This is a genomic window from Micromonospora sp. NPDC004336, from assembly GCF_053602615.1.
This window is the reverse complement of sequence record NZ_JBSGDY010000060.1, coordinates 1-16038: the sequence shown is the minus strand read 5'-3', so window position 1 is coordinate 16038 and position 16038 is coordinate 1. Positions and strand designations below refer to the sequence as shown.

Genomic DNA, 16038 nt, shown 5'->3' with positions numbered 1-16038 from the left:
CGGGTCGACGGCGGTCAGTGGTCCCGGCCCCCGAGCAGTTCCTCGAAGCTGGTGGTGAGGGCGAACGGGTCCGCGGGGCCGGCGGACGGCGGGCGGCGCCGGATCTGGTCGGCCAGCTCGCCGGCGGCGCGGTCGATCCGCGATCGCAGCGCGCCGTCGGCGACGCCGGCGGCCCAGTCCTCCGGCGCGGCGAAGACCGCCGTGGGCACCACGACCGACCGCAGGTACGCGAACATCGGCCGCAGGGCGTGCTCCAGGGCGAGCGAGTGCCGGGCGGTGCCGCCGGTGGCGCCGACCAGCACCGGCCGGTCCGCCAGCGCCCCGGTGTCGACCAGGTCGAAGAAGGACTTGAACAGCCCGTTGTACGACGCGTTGAAAATCGGCGTGACGGCGATCAGCCCGTCCGCGCCGGTGACCGTGTCGAGCACCTCCCGCAGCGCGGCCGACGGAAAGCCGGTGAGCAGGTGGTTGACGATGTCGTGGGCGTGTTCGCGCAGCTCGACGGGGCGGACGTCGACGTCGTCGCCCCGCCGGGCCAGCTCGTCGCGGGTGGCGGCGGCGAGCTGGTCGGCGAGCAGCCGGGTCGACGAGGGCTGACCGAGCCCGGCCGACACCACGGCGAGGGTACGGCGGGTCATCGGCCCGCCTCCGCCCCGGCGCGCCCGGCGGCGGCCCGCAGCGAGGCGTGCGTGGGCGCCTCGGGCACGTGGGCGGGGCGCAGCGACTCGAACTCCTTGCGCAGCACGGGCACGACCTCCTCGCCGAGCAGGTCGAGCTGCTCCATCACGGTCTTCAGCGGCAGGCCGGCGTGGTCGATCAGGAAGAGCTGCCGCTGGTAGTCGCCGACGTAGTCGCGGAAGCCCAGCGTCCGGTCGATGACCTGCTGCGGGCTGCCGACGGTCAGCGGGGTCTGCGCGGTGAACTCCTCCAGGGACGGGCCGTGGCCGTAGACGGGGGCGTTGTCGAAGTACGGGCGGAACTCCCGCACCGCGTCCTGCGAGTTGCGCCGCATGAACACCTGCCCGCCGAGGCCGACGATCGCCTGGTCGGCGGAGCCGTGGCCGTAGTGCGCGTACCGCTGCCGGTAGAGCTCGACCATCCGCTGGGTGTGCTCCTTGGGCCAGAAGATGTGGTTGGCGAAGAAGCCGTCGCCGTAGTAGGCGGCCTGCTCGGCGATCTCGGGGCTGCGGATCGAGCCGTGCCAGACGAACGGCGGCACGCCGTCGAGCGGGCGGGGCGTCGAGGTGAACGACTGCAGCGGGGTCCGGAAGCGGCCGGACCAGTCGACCACGTCCTCGCGCCAGAGCCGGCGCAGCAGGTCGTAGTTCTCGATGGCGAGCGGGATGCCGTTGCGGATGTCCTGCCCGAACCACGGGTAGACCGGGCCGGTGTTGCCGCGCCCCATCATCAGGTCCACCCGGCCGTCGGCGAGGTGCTGGAGCATCGCGTAGTCCTCGGCGATCTTCACCGGGTCGTTGGTGGTGATCAGCGTGGTCGACGTCGACAGCAGCAGCCGCTCGGTGCGGGCGGCGACGTAGCCCAGCATGGTGGTGGGCGACGACGGCACGAACGGCGGGTTGTGGTGCTCGCCGGTGGCGAAGACGTCGAGGCCGACCTCCTCGGCCTTGAGCGCGATGGCGACCATCGCCTTGATCCGCTCATGCTCGGTCGGCTCCCGACCGGTGGTCGGGTCGACCGTGACGTCGCCGACGGTGAAGACTCCGAACTGCATGACCAGCTCCTCGCGTTGTCCGCCGGGGCCGGAGCGGCTCCCGGACGCACCGCACAACATATTTGACGAGTCAACTATTCCGCGAGGGGTGCCGCCGCCGGTGGGCGCCGTCACCCCGGCCCGGCGGCGCCGGTCAGGCGCGACTGCGGGGCACGTGCCGGCGGTAGGCGCTGACCGTCGGGTCGTCGGCGATCCAGAAGCGCCACGGCACGTCGTGCGCCCCCGTCACGCCCACCCTCGGGCCGGCGGCCACCACGTCCGCCGGCACCGGCCGGTCGGCCGGGCGCAGCCGGACCGGACCGTCGCCGAGCAGGTAGCGGCCGTAGACGCTCCTGTCGATGCCGAGCGCCGCGCAGAGCCGGGCGGGCCCGCGCGCGAGATCGACGTCCCGGCGTACGGCGGTGCGGCGCGCCCGGGCCTCGTCGAGGCCGTCGACCACCTCGCCGGCGCGCAGCAGCACCGCCGAGGCCTCCCCGTCGGGCCCGGTGACCACGTTCATGCACCAGTGCATGCCGTAGGTGAAGTAGACGTAGGCGTGCCCGGCCGGCCCGAACATGACCGCGTTGCGCGGGGTGCGGCCCCGATGGGCGTGCGACGCCGGGTCGCCGGCCGTCCCGGCGTACGCCTCGACCTCGGTGATCCGGACGGTGACGCCGCCCGCGGAGAGCCGGCAGCCGAGCAGGCCCCGCGCCGCCGGCACCACGGGCCCGGCGAGCAGATCGGCCAGCCCCGCGAGGCCGGCGGGACGGGAGTCGGAGTACGCCACCACGGATCCGACCCTATCCGCGCGCCGCGCCGACCGCCGACTTTCAACAACTCGTTGACAACTCGACGTTGATGTGATGGGGTCGACGGCATGACCGACGCCTCCTTCGCCGCCCCCGACGCGAGCCGCGCCCGGGCGCACCGCACCTACGACGCCCTGCACCGGATCACCGAGCGCCACGCCGGCACCGAGACCCGCCGGCGCCGGCACACCAACCCCTACGTCCCCGACACCTACGAGGCGGTCGCGCTGGTCACCGCCCTGGCCGCCGGCGGGGCCGAGGCGGAGCCCGGGGAGGAGCCGGTCGACGACGCCGACCTCGTCGCGGCGCTCACCCTCGTGCCGCACCTGCGCGCGGAGGTCGAGACCATGGAGGCGGGGCTGCTGACGCTGGCCCGCGCCCGAGGGCTCACCTGGCAGCAGATCGCGTACGGGCTGGGGCTGGGCAGCGCGCAGGCCGCCAAGCAGCGCTTCGAGCGGCTCTCCGCCCGCACCGCCGCCACCGGGTGACGCCGCCGGTGGGCCAGACTGGGCGCGGGATCGGTGTCGAGGAGGACGCGATGACGCGCGAGGAGATGCTGGCGTACTGCCTGGGCAAGCCGGGGGCGTGGCTGGACCGGCCGTGGGAGGGCGACGAGGTGGTGAAGGTCGGCAGCCGGATCTTCGCCTTCCTCGGCTCCGTCGACGGCGACGACCCGACGGTCGGGGTGAAGTGCGGCGCGAGCCGGGAGATCGCCGACGAGTGGCTGCACCGGCACCCGGGCGACGCGCGGCCGTCGCCGTACATCGGGCGCTCCGGCTGGAACACGCTGCGCCTGGCCGGCGGGATCGACGACGAGGAGCTGACCGAGGCGGTCGACGGGTCGTACGACGCGGTGGTGGCGAAGCTGCCGAAGCGCGAACGTCCCGGGGCGTGAGCACCTGCGGGGAAGCCGCTGCCTCAGGCGAGAGCGAGGCCGCGGCTTCCCCGTAGGTGAGCGGATCATTCCGCGACGGCACCCCTCAGCGGGGCACCACCCGCTCGGCGGCCCACTCCCGCCAGCCGGCCAGCTTGTCGGCGGCGGCGGCGAGCTGGTCGGCGACCGGGCCGGGCCCGGTCGAGCCGGGCGTGGTCCGGGCGGCGAGCGCCGACCGCACCGACAGCACGTCCCGCACGGACGGGTCGAGGTGCTCGCTGACCGTCGCCAGGTCGTCGTCGCTGACCTCGTCCAGGGCGCAGTCCCGGGCCACGCAGAGCGCCACCAGCTGCCCGGTGATCTCGTGCGCGTCGCGGAACGGCACCCCCCGCCGGACCAGCCAGTCGGCGACCTCGGTGGCGAGCGAGAAGCCCACCGGCGCGGCGGCGACCAGCCGGTCGACGCGTACCGTCATGGTGGAGATCATCCCGGCGAGGGCCGGCAGCAGCAGTTCCAGGGTGTCGACCGCGTCGAAGGCCGGCTCCTTGTCCTCCTGCATGTCCCGGTCGTAGGTCATCGGCAGGCCCTTGAGCATGGTGAGCACGGCCATCAGCCCGCCCACCAGGCGGCCGGACTTGCCCCGGGCCAGCTCGGCGATGTCCGCGTTCTTCTTCTGCGGCATAATCGACGAGCCGGTGGCGAAGGCGTCGTCCAGCTCGACCCAGCCGAACTCCTGGGACGTCCAGAGCACCACCTCCTCGCCGAGGCGGGACAGGTGCACCCCGATCATCGCGGTGACGAAGAGGAACTCGGCGACGAAGTCCCGGTCGGCCACGGCGTCCATCGAGTTGGCGAAGGACGTGCGGAAGCCCAGCTCCTTGGAGACGGCCACCGGGTCCAGCGGCAGGCCGGAGCCGGCGAGCGCGCCCGCGCCGAGCGGGCTGACCGCCGTGCGGTGGTCCCAGTCGCGCAGCCGCTCCAGGTCGCGCAGCAGCGGCTGCACGTGGGCGAGCAGCCAGTGCCCGAAGGTGACCGGCTGGGCGTGCTGGAGGTGGGTCATCCCGGGGGCGGCGGTGTCCACGTGCCGCCCGGCCTGCTCCACCAGCGCCTCGGCCAGCTCGACCAGCCGGGCCGCCACGCCCCGGGCGTGGTCGCGCAGGTAGAGCCGCAGGTCGGTCGCGACCTGGTCGTTGCGGGACCGGCCGGCGCGCAGCTTGCCGCCGAGGCTGCCCAGGCGTTCCAGCAGCCCGCGCTCCAGGGCGGTGTGCACGTCCTCGTCGTCGACCGTCGGGCGGAACTGCCCGGAGGCGCACGCCGCCTCCAGGTCGTCGAGGGCGGCGAGGATGCGGCCCAGTTCCTCCGGGTCGAGCAGGCCCGCGCCGGCGAGGACCCGGGCGTGCGCCCGGGAACCCGCGATGTCGTACGGGGCGAGGCGCCAGTCGAACTGCACGCTCACCGACAGCCGGGCCAGCGCCTCGGCGGGACCGCCGGCGAACCGGCCGCCCCAGAGGCTGGTGCGGTTGGTGGCTGCGCTGTTCTCGGTCAGGCTCTTGTCGTCCACGCCGCCCATTGTGGTGCCCACGATCCTCAGCCTCCCAGCCGGGCGTCCCGCGCGGCGGACATCTTGCTCGGCAGGCCCCAGAGCTGGACGAAGCCCTTCGCCAGCGACTGGTCGAAGGTGTCGCCGGTGTCGTAGGTGGCCATGCCGAAGTCGTAGAGGCTGGCCTCGGAGCGCCGGCCGGTGACGGTGGCCCGGCCGCCGTGCAGGGTCAGCCGCACCTCGCCGCTGACGTGCCGCTGGGCGTCGTCGATGAACGCGTCGAGGGAGCCCTTCAGCGGGGAGAACCAGAGGCCGTCGTAGACCAGCTCGCCCCAGCGCTGATCGACGCTCTTCTTGAACCGGGCCAGGTCCCGCTCGACGGTCACCGCCTCCAGCTCCTGGTGGGCGGTGATCAGGGCGATCGCGCCCGGCGCCTCGTACACCTCGCGGCTCTTGATGCCGACGAGGCGGTCCTCGACCATGTCGAGCCGGCCGACGCCCTGGGCGCCGGCGCGCCGGTTGAGCTCCAAAATCGCCTGGTACGGGGTGACGGTCTCGCCGTCGATCGCCACCGGCACGCCGGCGTCGAAGGTGATCACGACCTCGTCGGCGTCCCGGGGCTCGGCCGGGTCGGACGTGTAGGAGTAGAGGTCCTCGACCGGGCCGTTCCAGATGTCCTCCAGGAAGCCGGTCTCCACGGCGCGGCCCCACAGGTTCTGGTCGATCGAGTAGGGCGACTTCGCCGACACGTCGATCGGCAGCCCCTTCTCCTCGGCGAAGGCGATCGCCTTGTCCCGGGTCCAGGCGAAGTCCCGGGCCGGCGCGACGATCTTCAGGTCGGGGGCGAGCGCGCCCAGGCCGACCTCGAAGCGGACCTGGTCGTTGCCCTTGCCGGTGCAGCCGTGCGACACGATGGTGCCGCCGTGCTTGCGGGCCGCGGCCACCAGGTGCTTGACGATCAGCGGCCGGGACAGCGCGGAGACCAGCGGGTACCGGTCCATGTAGAGCGCGTTGGCGCGGATGGCCGGCAGGCAGTACCCGGCGGCGAACTCGTCGCGCGCGTCGACCACCTCCGACTCGACGGCGCCGCAGTCCAGGGCGCGCTGCCGGATGGCGTCGAGGTCCTCGCCGCCCTGCCCGACGTCGACCGCCACCGCGATCACCTCGGCGCCGGTCTGCTCGGCGAGGTACGGAATGGCGACGGAGGTGTCGAGCCCTCCGGAGTAGGCGAGTACGACCCGCTCGGTCATGGTGTGGTGTTCCCTTCGACGTTCTCTTCCCGGCGGGCCCAGCCGGCGAGCTTGTCGCCGAGCGCGGCCCCGCCGACGGCCTCGCGGGCCACGACGAGGATGGTGTCGTCGCCGGCGATGGTGCCGACGATCTCGGGCAGGCCCGCCCGGTCCAACGCGCTGGCCAGGTAGTGGGCCGCGCCCGGCGGGGTGCGCAGCACGGCGATGTTGCCGCTGGAGTCCACCCCGTTGAGCAGCTCGCGCAGCAGCCGGACCAGCCGGGCCGGCGCCGCCTCGGCGTCGCGCAGCGGCCGGTGGCCGTCCTCGGGGATCAGGTAGACGGCCCGCCCGTCGCCGCCGCGTACGGTCACCGCGCCCAGCTCCTTCAGGTCGCGGGACAGGGTGGCCTGGGTGACGCCGATGCCGTCGCCGGCGAGCAGGTCGGCCAGCTCGGTCTGCGAGTGGATGGCCTTGTCGCGGATCAGCTCGACGATGCGGGCGTGCCGGGCGGCACGGGTCAGCGGGGCGGTCATGGGGTCTCCCTGGTCGCGTCGGCGCCCGGCGCCGCCGCGACCGGGGCGGCGGGCGCGGCCCCGAGGAGGAACGTCAACAGCGCCTTCTGGGCGTGCAGCCGATTCTCCGCCTGGTCGAACACGACGCTCTGCGGGCCGTCGAGCACCTCGTCGGTGATCTCCTCGCCGCGGTGCGCGGGCAGGCAGTGCAGCACGACGGCGCCGGGCGCGGCGTGGCCGAGCAGCGCGGCGTTGACCTGGTACGGCAGGAACGGGGTGATCCGGTCCAGCCCGTCGTCCTCCTGCCCCATCGAGGTCCACGTGTCGGTGGCGACCACGTCGGCCCCGGCGACCGCGGCGACCGGGTCGGTCAGCGCCAGCACCGACCCGCCGGTGCCGGCGGCGATCTTCTCCGCCCGGGCGAGCACCTCCGGGTCGGGGCCGAAGCCGGCCGGCCCGGCGACCCGGACGTGCATCCCGGCGGTCGCCCCGGCGAGCAGGTACGAGTGGGACAGGTTGTTGGCCGCGTCGCCGACGTAGGCGAGCGTCCGGCCGGCGGTGCCGCCGCAGTGCTCGCGGATCGTGAGCAGGTCGGCGAGGAGCTGACAGGGGTGGAACCCGTCGGTGAGCGCGTTGACCACCGGCACGGTGGCCGCCTCGGCCACCTCGGCGATCCGGTCGTCGCCGTGCGTACGCAGCACGATCGCCGCGACGTAGCGGGAGAGCACCCGCCCGGCGTCGCCCAGGGTCTCGCCCCGCCCGAAGTGGGTGACCTGGGTGTCTACCACGAGGGGATGCCCACCGAGCTCGGCGATGCCCACGTCGAAGGAGAACCGGGTACGCAGGCTCTGCTTGTCGAACAGCACCGCCACCGACCGGGGCCCGGCCAGCGGCCGGTGGCCGAACCGGTCCGCCTTCATCCGTGCCGCGAGGTCGAGCACGGCCGACTGCTCGGCGGGGCTCAGGTCGTCGTCCCGCAGGAAGTGCCGGATCATGCGCTCGCCTCCGTCGTGCTCGTCTTCGTCTCGGCGCCGCCGGTGGACGGCCCGGGCGCGGTGGGCGGTGTCGACGCCGTGGGCGACCCCGACGCGGCCGGCGCAGTCGGCGACGCGGTCGGCGACGCGGTCGGCGACGCGGTCGGCAGCGTCGAGATCTTGGTAGGTTCCGGCCCCTGGAGGGGCCGTTTCTCACCAAGATTCGGCGCGGAGCCGGCGGCGGCGGGGGCTGCGGCGTCGAGGGCGGCGGGGAGGGCGGCCAGGAAGGCGTCGACCTGGGCGGCGGTCAGGATCAGCGGCGGTGCGAGCCGGACCACGCCGGGCTGCACCGGGTTGACCAGGAAGCCGGCCTCCCGCAGCGCCTCGGCGAGCACCGGCGCCACCGGGGCGGCGAGCACCACGCCGAGCAGCAGGCCCGCGCCGCGCACGCCCGCGACCAGCGGGTGACCGAGCGCCTCGACCCCCCGGCGCAGCCGCTCGCCGACCCGCTTGACGTGGTCGAGCAGCCCCTCGTTGGCGATGGTCGCCACCACCGCGAGGGCGGCGGCGCAGCTCACCGGGTTGCCGCCGAAGGTGGTGCCGTGCGAGCCGGGGGCGAGCAGCTCGGCGGCCCGCCCGAAGGCCAGGCAGGCGCCGATGGGCAGGCCGCCCCCGAGCCCCTTGGCCAGGGTCACCACGTCGGGCTCGACGCCCTCGGCCTGGTGGGCGAACCAGTGGCCGGTGCGGCCGACGCCGGTCTGCACCTCGTCGAGAACCAGCAGGGCGCCGTGCCGGGCGGTGATCCGGCGGGCGGCGGCCAGGTAGCCGGCCGGCGGGACCACGACGCCGTTCTCGCCCTGGATCGGCTCCAGGATCACCATGGCGGTGGCGTCGGTGACGGCCGCCTCCAGGGCGGCGACGTCGCCGTAGTCGACGTGGGTGACCTCGCCGGGCAGCGGGCGGAACGGGTCGGCCTTGGCGGGCTGGCCGGTGAGCGCGAGCGCGCCCATGGTGCGACCGTGGAACCCACCCGCCGTGGCGACCACGTGCGTGCGGCCGGTGAGCCGGGACAGCTTGAACGCGGCCTCGTTGGCCTCCGCGCCGGAGTTGGCGAAGAAGACCCGGCCGGGCCGCCCGGCCAGGGCCAGCAGCAGTTCGGCGAGGGCCACCGGCGGCTCGGCGACGTAGAGGTTGGAGACGTGCCCGAGGGTGGCGACCTGCTTCGACACGGCCGCCACCACGGCCGGGTGGGCGTGGCCGAGGGCGTTGACCGCGATGCCGCCGACGAGGTCGACGTACTCCCGGCCGGCGTCGTCGACCACGACGGCGCCGGAGCCGGAGACGAGGGCGAGCGGGGGCCTGCCGTAGTTGTCCATCATGGACTGCGCCCAGCGCTCGACGAGGGTGCTCATGCGGGGACCGTGCCTTCCTCGTCGGCGGCTGCGGGGGCGGTGGGTGCGGTCCTGGCGCCGACGACCATGGTGCCGAACCCTTCGGAGGTGAAGACCTCCAGCAGTGTGGAGTGGGCGACCCGGCCGTCGACGACGTGCGCGGCGGGAACGCCCTGCCGCACCGCCCGCAGGCAGGCCTCCATCTTGGGCACCATGCCGCTGGACAGCGACGGCAGCAGCTCCGCCAGCTCGTCGGCGGTGATCTCGCTGACCAGGCTGTCCGTGTCCGGCCAGTCGGCGTAGAGGCCCGGCACGTCGGTGAGGACGACCAGCTTGCGGGCGTCGAGGGCGACGGCGAGCGCGGCGGCGGCGGTGTCGGCGTTCAGGTTGTGCAGCACGCCGTCGGCGTCCGGCGCGACGGTGGAGATGACCGGGATGCGGCCGGCCGCGATCAGGTCGGTGACCGCCGAGACGTCGACCGACTCGACGTCGCCGACCTGCCCGACGTCGACCGGCTCCCCGTCCACGTACGCGGGCCGCCGCACGGCGGTGAACAGCCCGGCGTCCTCGCCGGAGAGGCCGACCGCGAACGGGCCGTGGGCGTTGATCAGCCCGACCAGTTCCCGGCCCACCTGGCCGACGAGCACCATCCGGACCACGTCCATCGCCTCCGGGGTGGTGACCCGCAGGCCGCCCCGGAACTCGCTGGCGATGCCGAGCCGGCCCAGCATGGCGGAGATCTGCGGGCCGCCCCCGTGCACCACGACCGGCTTCAGGCCGGCGTAGCGCAGGAAGACCATGTCGGCGGCGAAGGCCCGCTGCAGCTCGGGGTCGACCATGGCGTTGCCGCCGTACTTGACCACGACGGTCGAGCCGGAGAAGCGGGCCAGCCAGGGCAGCGCCTCGATCAGCGTGGCGGCCTTGGCCTGGGCGCGGGTGAGGTCGGTGGTGAGGCTCATGTCGAGTAGGCCGAGTTCTCGTGCACGTACGCGTGGGAGAGGTCGTTGGTCCAGATCGTCGCCTCGGCGGCGCCGGCGTGCAGGTCGATCCGGATGGTGACGTCCCGCCCGGACAGGTCGACCTTCGACCGGTCCTCGGCGGCGGCGCCGCAACGGCACACCCAGACCCCGTTCACCGCGACGTCGACGGCGTCCGGCTCGAAGGCGGCGGCGGTGGTGCCGACGGCGGCGAGGATCCGGCCCCAGTTCGGGTCGTTGCCGAACAGCGCGGTCTTGACCAGGTTGTTGCGGGCCACCGACCGCCCCACCTCGACCGCGTCGTCCTCGCTCGCCGCGCCGACCACGTCGATGGCGATCTGCTTGGTGGCGCCCTCGGCGTCGGCGATGAGCTGCTGGGCCAGGTCGTGGGCGGCGGCGGTCACCGCGGCGGTCAGCTCGGCGACGGTGGGTGCGATGCCGCTCGCGCCGCTGGCCAGCAGCAGCACCGTGTCGTTGGTCGACATGCAGCCGTCGGAGTCGATCCGGTCGAAGGTGACCCGGCACGCCTCCCGCAGGGCGGCGTCGAGGTCCTCCGGCCCGGCCACCGCGTCGGTGGTCAGCACGCAGAGCATGGTGGCCATCGCCGGGGCGAGCATGCCCGCGCCCTTGGCCATGCCGCCGACGGTCCAGCCGCTGCCCCGGGCCACGGTGGTCTTGGGCCGGGTGTCCGTGGTCATGATGGCCTCGGCGGCCGCCGGGCCGCCGTCGCGCGACAGCCCGCGGATCGCCGATCGTACGCCGGGAAGCAGCTTCCCCATCGGCAGCCGCTCGCCGATCAGGCCGGTCGAGCAGACCGCCACGTCGGCGGCGCCGAGCATCAGCCGCGCGTTGGCCGAGGTGAGCGCGGCGGCGGTGTGCTCGGCGGTGGCGTGGGTGTCCTGGAAGCCCGCCGGTCCCGTGCAGGCGTTGGCGCCGCCCGAATTGAGTACGACGACGCGCGCGACGCCGGAGCGCACCACCTGCTGGGTCCAGAGCACCGGCGCGGCCTTGACCCGGTTGGCGGTGAACACGCCGGCGATCCCGGCGTCCGGACCGTCGTTGACGACCAGCGCGACGTCGCTCGCGCCGCTGGCCTTGAGCCCGGCGGCCACCCCGGCCGCCCGGAACCCCCGCGGAGTCGTGACACTCACTGGTCCACTCCTTCGTTCGCGACTGCGGGGCTCCGCTGCGCTGCACTCCTCGCGCTCACGGTGCTATGCCCCAGGTGGAGAGGCCCGTCGTCTCCGGCAGGCCGCACATCAGGTTGGCGTTCTGCACGGCCTGGCCGGCGGCGCCCTTGCCGAGGTTGTCCAGCGCGCTGAGCACGATCATCCGGCGGGAGTCGACGTCGACGGTGGCCTGGAGATGGCACGAGTTGGAGCCGAGGGTGGCGGCGGTGTGCGGCCAGGCCCCCTCGGGCAGCACGTGCACGAAGGGCGCGTCCGCGTACGCCTCGGCGAGCACCGCCCGGGGGTCCACGCCCCGGGCCGGCACGGCGGTCACGGTGGCGAGGATGCCCCTGGGCATCGGCGCGAGCACCGGGGTGAGCGACAGGCCGGTCGCGCCCGTGGCCTGCTTGATCTCCGGGACGTGCTGGTGGGTGCCGACGCGGTAGGGCGACAGGTCCCCCATCACCTCGCTGCCGAGCAGGTGCGGCTTGGCCGCCTTGCCGGCGCCGGAGGTGCCGGAGGCCGCGACGACCACCACGTCGGCCGGGGAGGCGGCGCCGGCGGCGATCAGCGGGGCCAGCGCGAGGGTGATCGCGGCGGCGTAGCAGCCCGTGTTGGCCACCCGCGTGGCGCCGGCGATCAGCTCCCGCTGGCCGGGCAGCTCGGGCAGGCCGTAGGTCCACTGCCCCGCGTGCGGGCCGCCGTAGTAGTTGGCCCAGGCGTAGGGGTCGGCCAGCCGGTGGTCGGCACCCAGGTCGACGACGCGGACCTCGGGCGGGAGCTGGGCGGCCAGGGCGGCGGACTGCCCGTGCGGCAGGGCCAGGAAGACCACGTCCGCGTCGGCCAGCGCCGCCGCGTCGGTCTCGCCGAGGACCATGTCCAGCCCGGCGAGCTGCGGGTGTACGACGTCGAGCCGGTGCCCGGCCTGGCTGTGCGCGGTGGCGGCGACCAGGTCGAACTCCGGGTGCCCGGCGACCAGGCGGATCAACTCGCCCCCGGCGTAGCCGCTCGCCCCCGCGACCGCGACTCGGATACCCATACTCACCTCCGCATGACTATGCAGCGAAGGCTAGCAGGCGATGATCCGCTTCTGCAAGTTCATGCAGTGGACCGTATGAAATCAGGGCGGCGGGCCGGATGCGACGAGGCCCGCGCCGCGGGATCGCGACACGGGCCTCGACGAGGGACGGCGCCGGTCAGAGGCGACCCTCCTCGACCGCCCGGGTCACCCACGGGATCACCTCGTCGAGCATCTCGTCCAGCGAGGTGGACGCCGCGAAGCCCAGCACCTCCCGGGACTTGGCCACGTCCGGCACCCGCTTCTGCACGTCGTACCGGTAGGGCTCGTCGGAGACGTACCGGAACGGCACGTCCGCGCCCTTGATCTTGCGCCAGATCAGCTCGGCCAGCTCCAGGACGGTGGTGGACTCGGCGGTGGAGAGGTTGAAGTCCTCGTTCTGCGCCGCCGGGTGCTCGATCGCCGTGGCGATGCCCCGGGCCAGGTCGCCGCCGTACGTGTAGTGGCGTACCTGGTTGCCCTCGCCGAGGATGTGCAGCGGGTCCTGCCCCTTGACGATCTTCTGCACGAGGTCGGGCACGACGTGCGACATCGCCAGCTTGACGTTGCCGGAGAGCACCTCGGCCTGGCCCAGCGCGCGCCCCTCCCCCACGCCGACGCAGTTGAACGGCCGCACGATCGTGTACGGCAGCCGGTACTGCTCCCAGGCCGCCCGCGCGTAGTACTCCACGGCCAGCTTCTGGAACCCGTACGACGACAGCGGCGGCGGGATGCGGCGCTCGTCGCCCTCCCGGCTGGGCCAGTGCTGCGTGGACTCGAAGACCATCGAGGAGGAGAGGTAGGTGACCTTCGCCAGCCGGCCGTCGCGGTGGGCGCGGATCGCCGCGTCGCAGGTGGCCGCCATGATCCGCTCGTTCGTGGCGAGCAGGTCGTAGGCGTACGCGTGGAAGTAGGAGATGCCGCCGATCATCGCCGCCCCCGCCACCAGGTGGTCGCAGCCGTCGAGCAGCCCGGTGAGCAGGTCCACGTCCCGTGCGTCGCCCTCGACGAACCGGAACCGGGGGTGCTCGTCGTAGCTGTGGGTGACCGGGCCGTACTTGGAGAAGTTGTCGACGCCGACCACCTCGTGACCCCGGTCGAGCAGCTCGGCGACGAGATAGCCGCCGATGAAGCCGGCCGAACCAGTTACCAGGACCTTCGCCACGTGCGCTCCTATGCGGTCGTCTCGAACTCGGTGCTGCCCTGCGGGTCGCGCTGGGCCGGCAGGGCCCCGGCCGGGGCGGCGCGGCCGGCCAGGCTCTCCCGGCTCAGCCGTCGACCGTAGGCGAAGAAGTACCAGCGCAGGTAGCCGGGGAGGAAGCGACCCAGGTCGAAGTGGGACTCGCCCAGCGGGCGGTCCAGCCAGATGGTGGGGATCTCGGCCACCGGCAGGCGCAGCCGGGTCGCCTTCGCGGTCAGCTCCAGCCCGATCTCGAAGCCGGTCCGCGACTCGATCCCCACCTCGCGGACGAACGCCGTGTCGTACGCCTTGAAGCTGTTGGTGGCGTCGCGGGTGCCGACCCGGGCGAGGGTGTAGAGGCTGCGCCCCGCCCAGCGCGACATCATCCGCTTCAGCCGGGGGCCGCCGACCTGCTGGCCGCCGGGCATGTAGCGGGACGCGGCGGCCACCACCACCCCCCGGTCGACCAGCCGGGCCAGCTCGTCGATCTGGCGCGGGTCGTCGCACCCGTCGGCCATGGTGACCACCACGACCGGGGCGCGCGCCGCGTCGATGCCGAACCGGATCGCGTTGGCCGGGCCGCGGCCGTAGGTGTTGAGCACGGCCCGCACCCGCGGATCCGTGCGGGCGACCTGCTCGACGTACGGGACGGTGGTGTCCTCGGGCATGTCGTGCACGACGAGCACCTCGGCGGGGAGCAGCACCTCCCGCAGCATCCGCTCCAGGCAGCGCAGGATCGCCTCACCCTCGTCGTAGACGGGGACGATCACCGACACCCGGGGCCTCACACCCGCACCCCCTGCCCGGTCAGCCCCCACATGTCGATGACCGGCTTGTCGGTCTCCAGGCGGGCGTACTGCTCGTGCGGCGCGGCGATGACCAGCAGGTCGGCCCGGCGCAGCACCTCCGGCAGGTCGACGAACCGGTCGTCGACCACGTGGGGATCCGTGCAGAGCGTCTCGCGGGTCTTGAGCGCCAGGATCTTGCGCAGCTTGTACGCCAGGCTCTCCCGGGGGTCGTCGCTGCCGCCCTTGAAGGCCATGCCGAGGATGCCCACGGTCAGCTCCGACAGGTCGAAGCGGTCCTCCAGCCGCGACACCAGGTAGAGGGGCAGCCCCTCGTTGATCAGCATCGCGGAGTGGCCGAGCACGAAGTTGTTCCGGTTGAACGCGGCCAGCTGCATGGTGTCCTTGAACAGGCACGGCCCGGCCGCGAACCCCGGCATCGGCAGGTCCGCCGCGCGGGGGTAGTCGTACGCCACGGCGTGCCGGATCCGGGCGAAGTCGAGCCCGAAGTCGTTGGCCATCATCCAGAACTGGTTGGCGGTGGCGAACTTGATGTAGCGCCAGGTGTTGGTGAACAGCTTCGCCAGCTCGGCCTCCTCCGGCTCGAGCGGCACGATCTGCTCGGTGAGGTGCCGGAAGAGCTTCTCGGCGCGCGCGAGCGCCGCCGGCGTACGGGCGGCGACGATCTGCGGCAGCGCGAACAGCTCCGTCATCGCCCGCCCCTCGGCGATCCGCTCGGGGCAGAACGCCACGTCGGCACGGATGCCCTTGCCGGCGAGGAGCTTCTCGGTCAGCGCGGTGACGCCCGGGTAGACGGTGCTGCGCAGCACGACCAACTGCCCGTCGCGCAGGTGCTCGGCGCAGCGCTCCAACGCCCGGGGCACCGCGCCCAGGTCGGGGTTGAGGTGCTCGTCGACCGGGGTGCCGACCACGACGACGAGGTGCTCGGAGGCGCCGACGCTCACCGGATCGGTGGTGGCCCGCAGCCGGCCGGCGGCGACCGCCTCGGCGAGCGCCTCGTCCGCGCCGGGCTCGGCGAAGGGCAGGGTGGCCGCGTTGACCGTGGCGACCGCCTCGGCGTTGATGTCGTACAGCACCACGGAGAGGCCGCGGGAGGCGAAGGCGATGCCCAGCGGCAGCCCCACCCGGCCGCAGCCGCCCACGATGCAGACATCGACGGAGGTGACCGGCGAATCAGCAGACATGACTGGTCTCCCGTGGGGGTGGCGGGTGTGACAGCGGCAACAGTCGGAATTGAAGCAGGTTATCCGCTCGGATGTGACTCGCGGGTAGCAAAAAGTTTCGACCGTGCTGACCATTCGGCGGACCGGCCACCCCGAGCAAAGCTCCGACGACCGCGAGTGACCTGTCGATCGGCCGCCACGCGTGGCCCCGCGATCACTCATCGACTGGCATAATTGGCCGCGCGGCGGTGTGGGGCCGGGAGACCGGCCCGCGGGGGCACACGACGGAGGTCGCATGGCGCTGACGTTCCAGATTCTCGGCCCGGTCCGGGTCTGCCGCGACGGTCGACCGCTGCGCCTGCCCGCCGGCCGCCCCGCCGCCATGCTGGTCACCCTGCTGCTGCACGCCGGCGTCGCGGTGCCGGTCGAGCGGCTGCGCGAGGAGCTGTGGGCCGGGCCGGCCCCCGCCTCCGCGGTGGCGAACCTGCGCAGCCACGCCAGCCAGCTGCGCCGCCTCCTCGCCGCCCCCGACGAGCCGACCAGGCTGCACGCCCGGCACGGCGGCTACCGCCTCCGGGTCGCCCCCGGCGAGCTGGACGCCGCCGAGTTCGAGCGGCTGGCCGCCGAGGGGCACGCGGCCTGGAGC

Annotated in this window: 17 protein-coding genes; 3 read left to right on the top strand and 14 right to left on the bottom strand. The window is 73.8% G+C overall.

The window, feature by feature from the left end; genetic code table 11:
• Positions 1 to 14 precede the first annotated feature (14 nt).
• The 3 genes from ACWENR_RS15280 to ACWENR_RS15270 form a co-directional block, all read right to left on the bottom strand.
• A complete protein-coding gene (locus ACWENR_RS15280; RefSeq protein WP_452277613.1) occupies positions 15 to 638 on the bottom strand; it encodes an FMN reductase in 624 nt (207 codons plus the stop codon).
• Positions 635 to 1732: an LLM class flavin-dependent oxidoreductase gene (locus tag ACWENR_RS15275; RefSeq protein WP_452277612.1), complete on the bottom strand. Its 1098-nt coding sequence runs from the start codon at positions 1730 to 1732 to the stop codon at positions 635 to 637. Before ACWENR_RS15275 ends, ACWENR_RS15280 begins: the two co-directional genes overlap by 4 nt.
• Positions 1733 to 1865: 133 nt before the next feature.
• The gene (locus ACWENR_RS15270; protein WP_452277626.1) at positions 1866 to 2498 is read right to left on the bottom strand and encodes a DNA-3-methyladenine glycosylase; all 633 of its coding nucleotides are present in this window, start codon (positions 2496 to 2498) and stop codon (positions 1866 to 1868) included.
• Positions 2499 to 2588: 90 nt separating this feature from the next.
• Here ACWENR_RS15270 and ACWENR_RS15265 point away from each other — a divergent pair, with 90 nt between their 5' ends.
• Together ACWENR_RS15265 and ACWENR_RS15260 are read left to right on the top strand one after the other, a co-directional pair.
• Positions 2589 to 3008, top strand: a complete 420-nt coding sequence (locus tag ACWENR_RS15265) for a DNA-binding protein (RefSeq protein WP_452277611.1) — start codon at positions 2589 to 2591, stop codon at positions 3006 to 3008.
• Between the two features lie 50 nt (positions 3009 to 3058).
• Positions 3059 to 3415: an MmcQ/YjbR family DNA-binding protein gene (locus tag ACWENR_RS15260; protein WP_452277610.1), complete on the top strand. Its 357-nt coding sequence runs from the start codon at positions 3059 to 3061 to the stop codon at positions 3413 to 3415.
• An 85-nt stretch (positions 3416 to 3500) separates the two neighbouring features.
• Here ACWENR_RS15260 and argH read toward each other — a convergent pair whose 3' ends face one another.
• From argH to ACWENR_RS15205, 11 genes are all read right to left on the bottom strand, one after another.
• On the bottom strand, positions 3501 to 4964 hold the full coding sequence (argH, locus tag ACWENR_RS15255; RefSeq protein ID WP_452277625.1) for an argininosuccinate lyase: 1464 nt from the start codon (positions 4962 to 4964) through the stop codon (positions 3501 to 3503).
• A 17-nt stretch (positions 4965 to 4981) separates the two neighbouring features.
• Positions 4982 to 6184: an argininosuccinate synthase gene (locus ACWENR_RS15250; protein ID WP_452277609.1), complete on the bottom strand. Its 1203-nt coding sequence runs from the start codon at positions 6182 to 6184 to the stop codon at positions 4982 to 4984.
• Positions 6181 to 6696, bottom strand: a complete 516-nt coding sequence (locus ACWENR_RS15245) for an arginine repressor (protein WP_452277608.1) — start codon at positions 6694 to 6696, stop codon at positions 6181 to 6183. Before ACWENR_RS15245 ends, ACWENR_RS15250 begins: the two co-directional genes overlap by 4 nt.
• On the bottom strand, positions 6693 to 7670 hold the full coding sequence (gene argF / locus ACWENR_RS15240; protein WP_452277607.1) for an ornithine carbamoyltransferase: 978 nt from the start codon (positions 7668 to 7670) through the stop codon (positions 6693 to 6695). Before argF ends, ACWENR_RS15245 begins: the two co-directional genes overlap by 4 nt.
• Positions 7667 to 9061 carry an acetylornithine transaminase gene (locus tag ACWENR_RS15235; protein WP_452277606.1) on the bottom strand — a complete coding sequence of 465 codons (1395 nt, stop codon included), beginning with the start codon at positions 9059 to 9061 and terminating at the stop codon, positions 7667 to 7669. The genes argF and ACWENR_RS15235 overlap by 4 nt, the downstream gene beginning before the upstream one ends.
• Positions 9058 to 9999 (bottom strand): acetylglutamate kinase, encoded by a 942-nt coding sequence (argB, locus tag ACWENR_RS15230; RefSeq protein WP_452277605.1) that lies wholly within the window; start codon positions 9997 to 9999, stop codon positions 9058 to 9060. The genes ACWENR_RS15235 and argB overlap by 4 nt, the downstream gene beginning before the upstream one ends.
• A complete protein-coding gene (argJ, locus tag ACWENR_RS15225) occupies positions 9996 to 11168 on the bottom strand; it encodes a bifunctional glutamate N-acetyltransferase/amino-acid acetyltransferase ArgJ (protein WP_452277604.1) in 1173 nt (390 codons plus the stop codon). Before argJ ends, argB begins: the two co-directional genes overlap by 4 nt.
• A gap of 55 nt (positions 11169 to 11223) precedes the next feature.
• A complete protein-coding gene (argC, locus tag ACWENR_RS15220; RefSeq protein ID WP_452277603.1) occupies positions 11224 to 12225 on the bottom strand; it encodes an N-acetyl-gamma-glutamyl-phosphate reductase in 1002 nt (333 codons plus the stop codon).
• A 157-nt stretch (positions 12226 to 12382) separates the two neighbouring features.
• A complete protein-coding gene (locus ACWENR_RS15215; protein WP_452277602.1) occupies positions 12383 to 13408 on the bottom strand; it encodes an NAD-dependent epimerase/dehydratase family protein in 1026 nt (341 codons plus the stop codon).
• 8 nt (positions 13409 to 13416) lie between these two features.
• Positions 13417 to 14211 (bottom strand): glycosyltransferase family 2 protein, encoded by a 795-nt coding sequence (locus tag ACWENR_RS15210; RefSeq protein WP_452277601.1) that lies wholly within the window; start codon positions 14209 to 14211, stop codon positions 13417 to 13419.
• Positions 14208 to 15413 carry a nucleotide sugar dehydrogenase gene (locus ACWENR_RS15205; protein ID WP_452277600.1) on the bottom strand — a complete coding sequence of 402 codons (1206 nt, stop codon included), beginning with the start codon at positions 15411 to 15413 and terminating at the stop codon, positions 14208 to 14210. The genes ACWENR_RS15210 and ACWENR_RS15205 overlap by 4 nt, the downstream gene beginning before the upstream one ends.
• A gap of 274 nt (positions 15414 to 15687) precedes the next feature.
• On the opposite strand from ACWENR_RS15205, the gene ACWENR_RS15200 reads away from it, so the two are divergent.
• The coding region (locus ACWENR_RS15200; RefSeq protein WP_452277599.1) for an AfsR/SARP family transcriptional regulator at positions 15688 to 16038 on the top strand (351 nt) is incomplete at its 3' end.

Bases quoted from the DNA above. Each gene is read 5' to 3' on its own strand.
- ACWENR_RS15280 (WP_452277613.1), bottom strand. From the start codon at position 638: ATGACCCGCCGTACCCTCGCCGTGGTGTCGGCCGGGCTCGGTCAGCCC.
- ACWENR_RS15275 (WP_452277612.1), bottom strand. From the start codon at position 1,732: ATGCAGTTCGGAGTCTTCACCGTCGGCGACGTCACGGTCGACCCGACC.
- ACWENR_RS15265 (WP_452277611.1), top strand. From the start codon at position 2,589: ATGACCGACGCCTCCTTCGCCGCCCCCGACGCGAGCCGCGCCCGGGCG.
- ACWENR_RS15260 (WP_452277610.1), top strand. From the start codon at position 3,059: ATGACGCGCGAGGAGATGCTGGCGTACTGCCTGGGCAAGCCGGGGGCG.
- argH (WP_452277625.1), bottom strand. From the start codon at position 4,964: ATGGGCGGCGTGGACGACAAGAGCCTGACCGAGAACAGCGCAGCCACC.
- ACWENR_RS15250 (WP_452277609.1), bottom strand. From the start codon at position 6,184: ATGACCGAGCGGGTCGTACTCGCCTACTCCGGAGGGCTCGACACCTCC.
- ACWENR_RS15245 (WP_452277608.1), bottom strand. From the start codon at position 6,696: ATGACCGCCCCGCTGACCCGTGCCGCCCGGCACGCCCGCATCGTCGAG.
- argF (WP_452277607.1), bottom strand. From the start codon at position 7,670: ATGATCCGGCACTTCCTGCGGGACGACGACCTGAGCCCCGCCGAGCAG.
- ACWENR_RS15235 (WP_452277606.1), bottom strand. From the start codon at position 9,061: ATGAGCACCCTCGTCGAGCGCTGGGCGCAGTCCATGATGGACAACTAC.
- argB (WP_452277605.1), bottom strand. From the start codon at position 9,999: ATGAGCCTCACCACCGACCTCACCCGCGCCCAGGCCAAGGCCGCCACG.
- argC (WP_452277603.1), bottom strand. From the start codon at position 12,225: ATGGGTATCCGAGTCGCGGTCGCGGGGGCGAGCGGCTACGCCGGGGGC.
- ACWENR_RS15205 (WP_452277600.1), bottom strand. From the start codon at position 15,413: ATGTCTGCTGATTCGCCGGTCACCTCCGTCGATGTCTGCATCGTGGGC.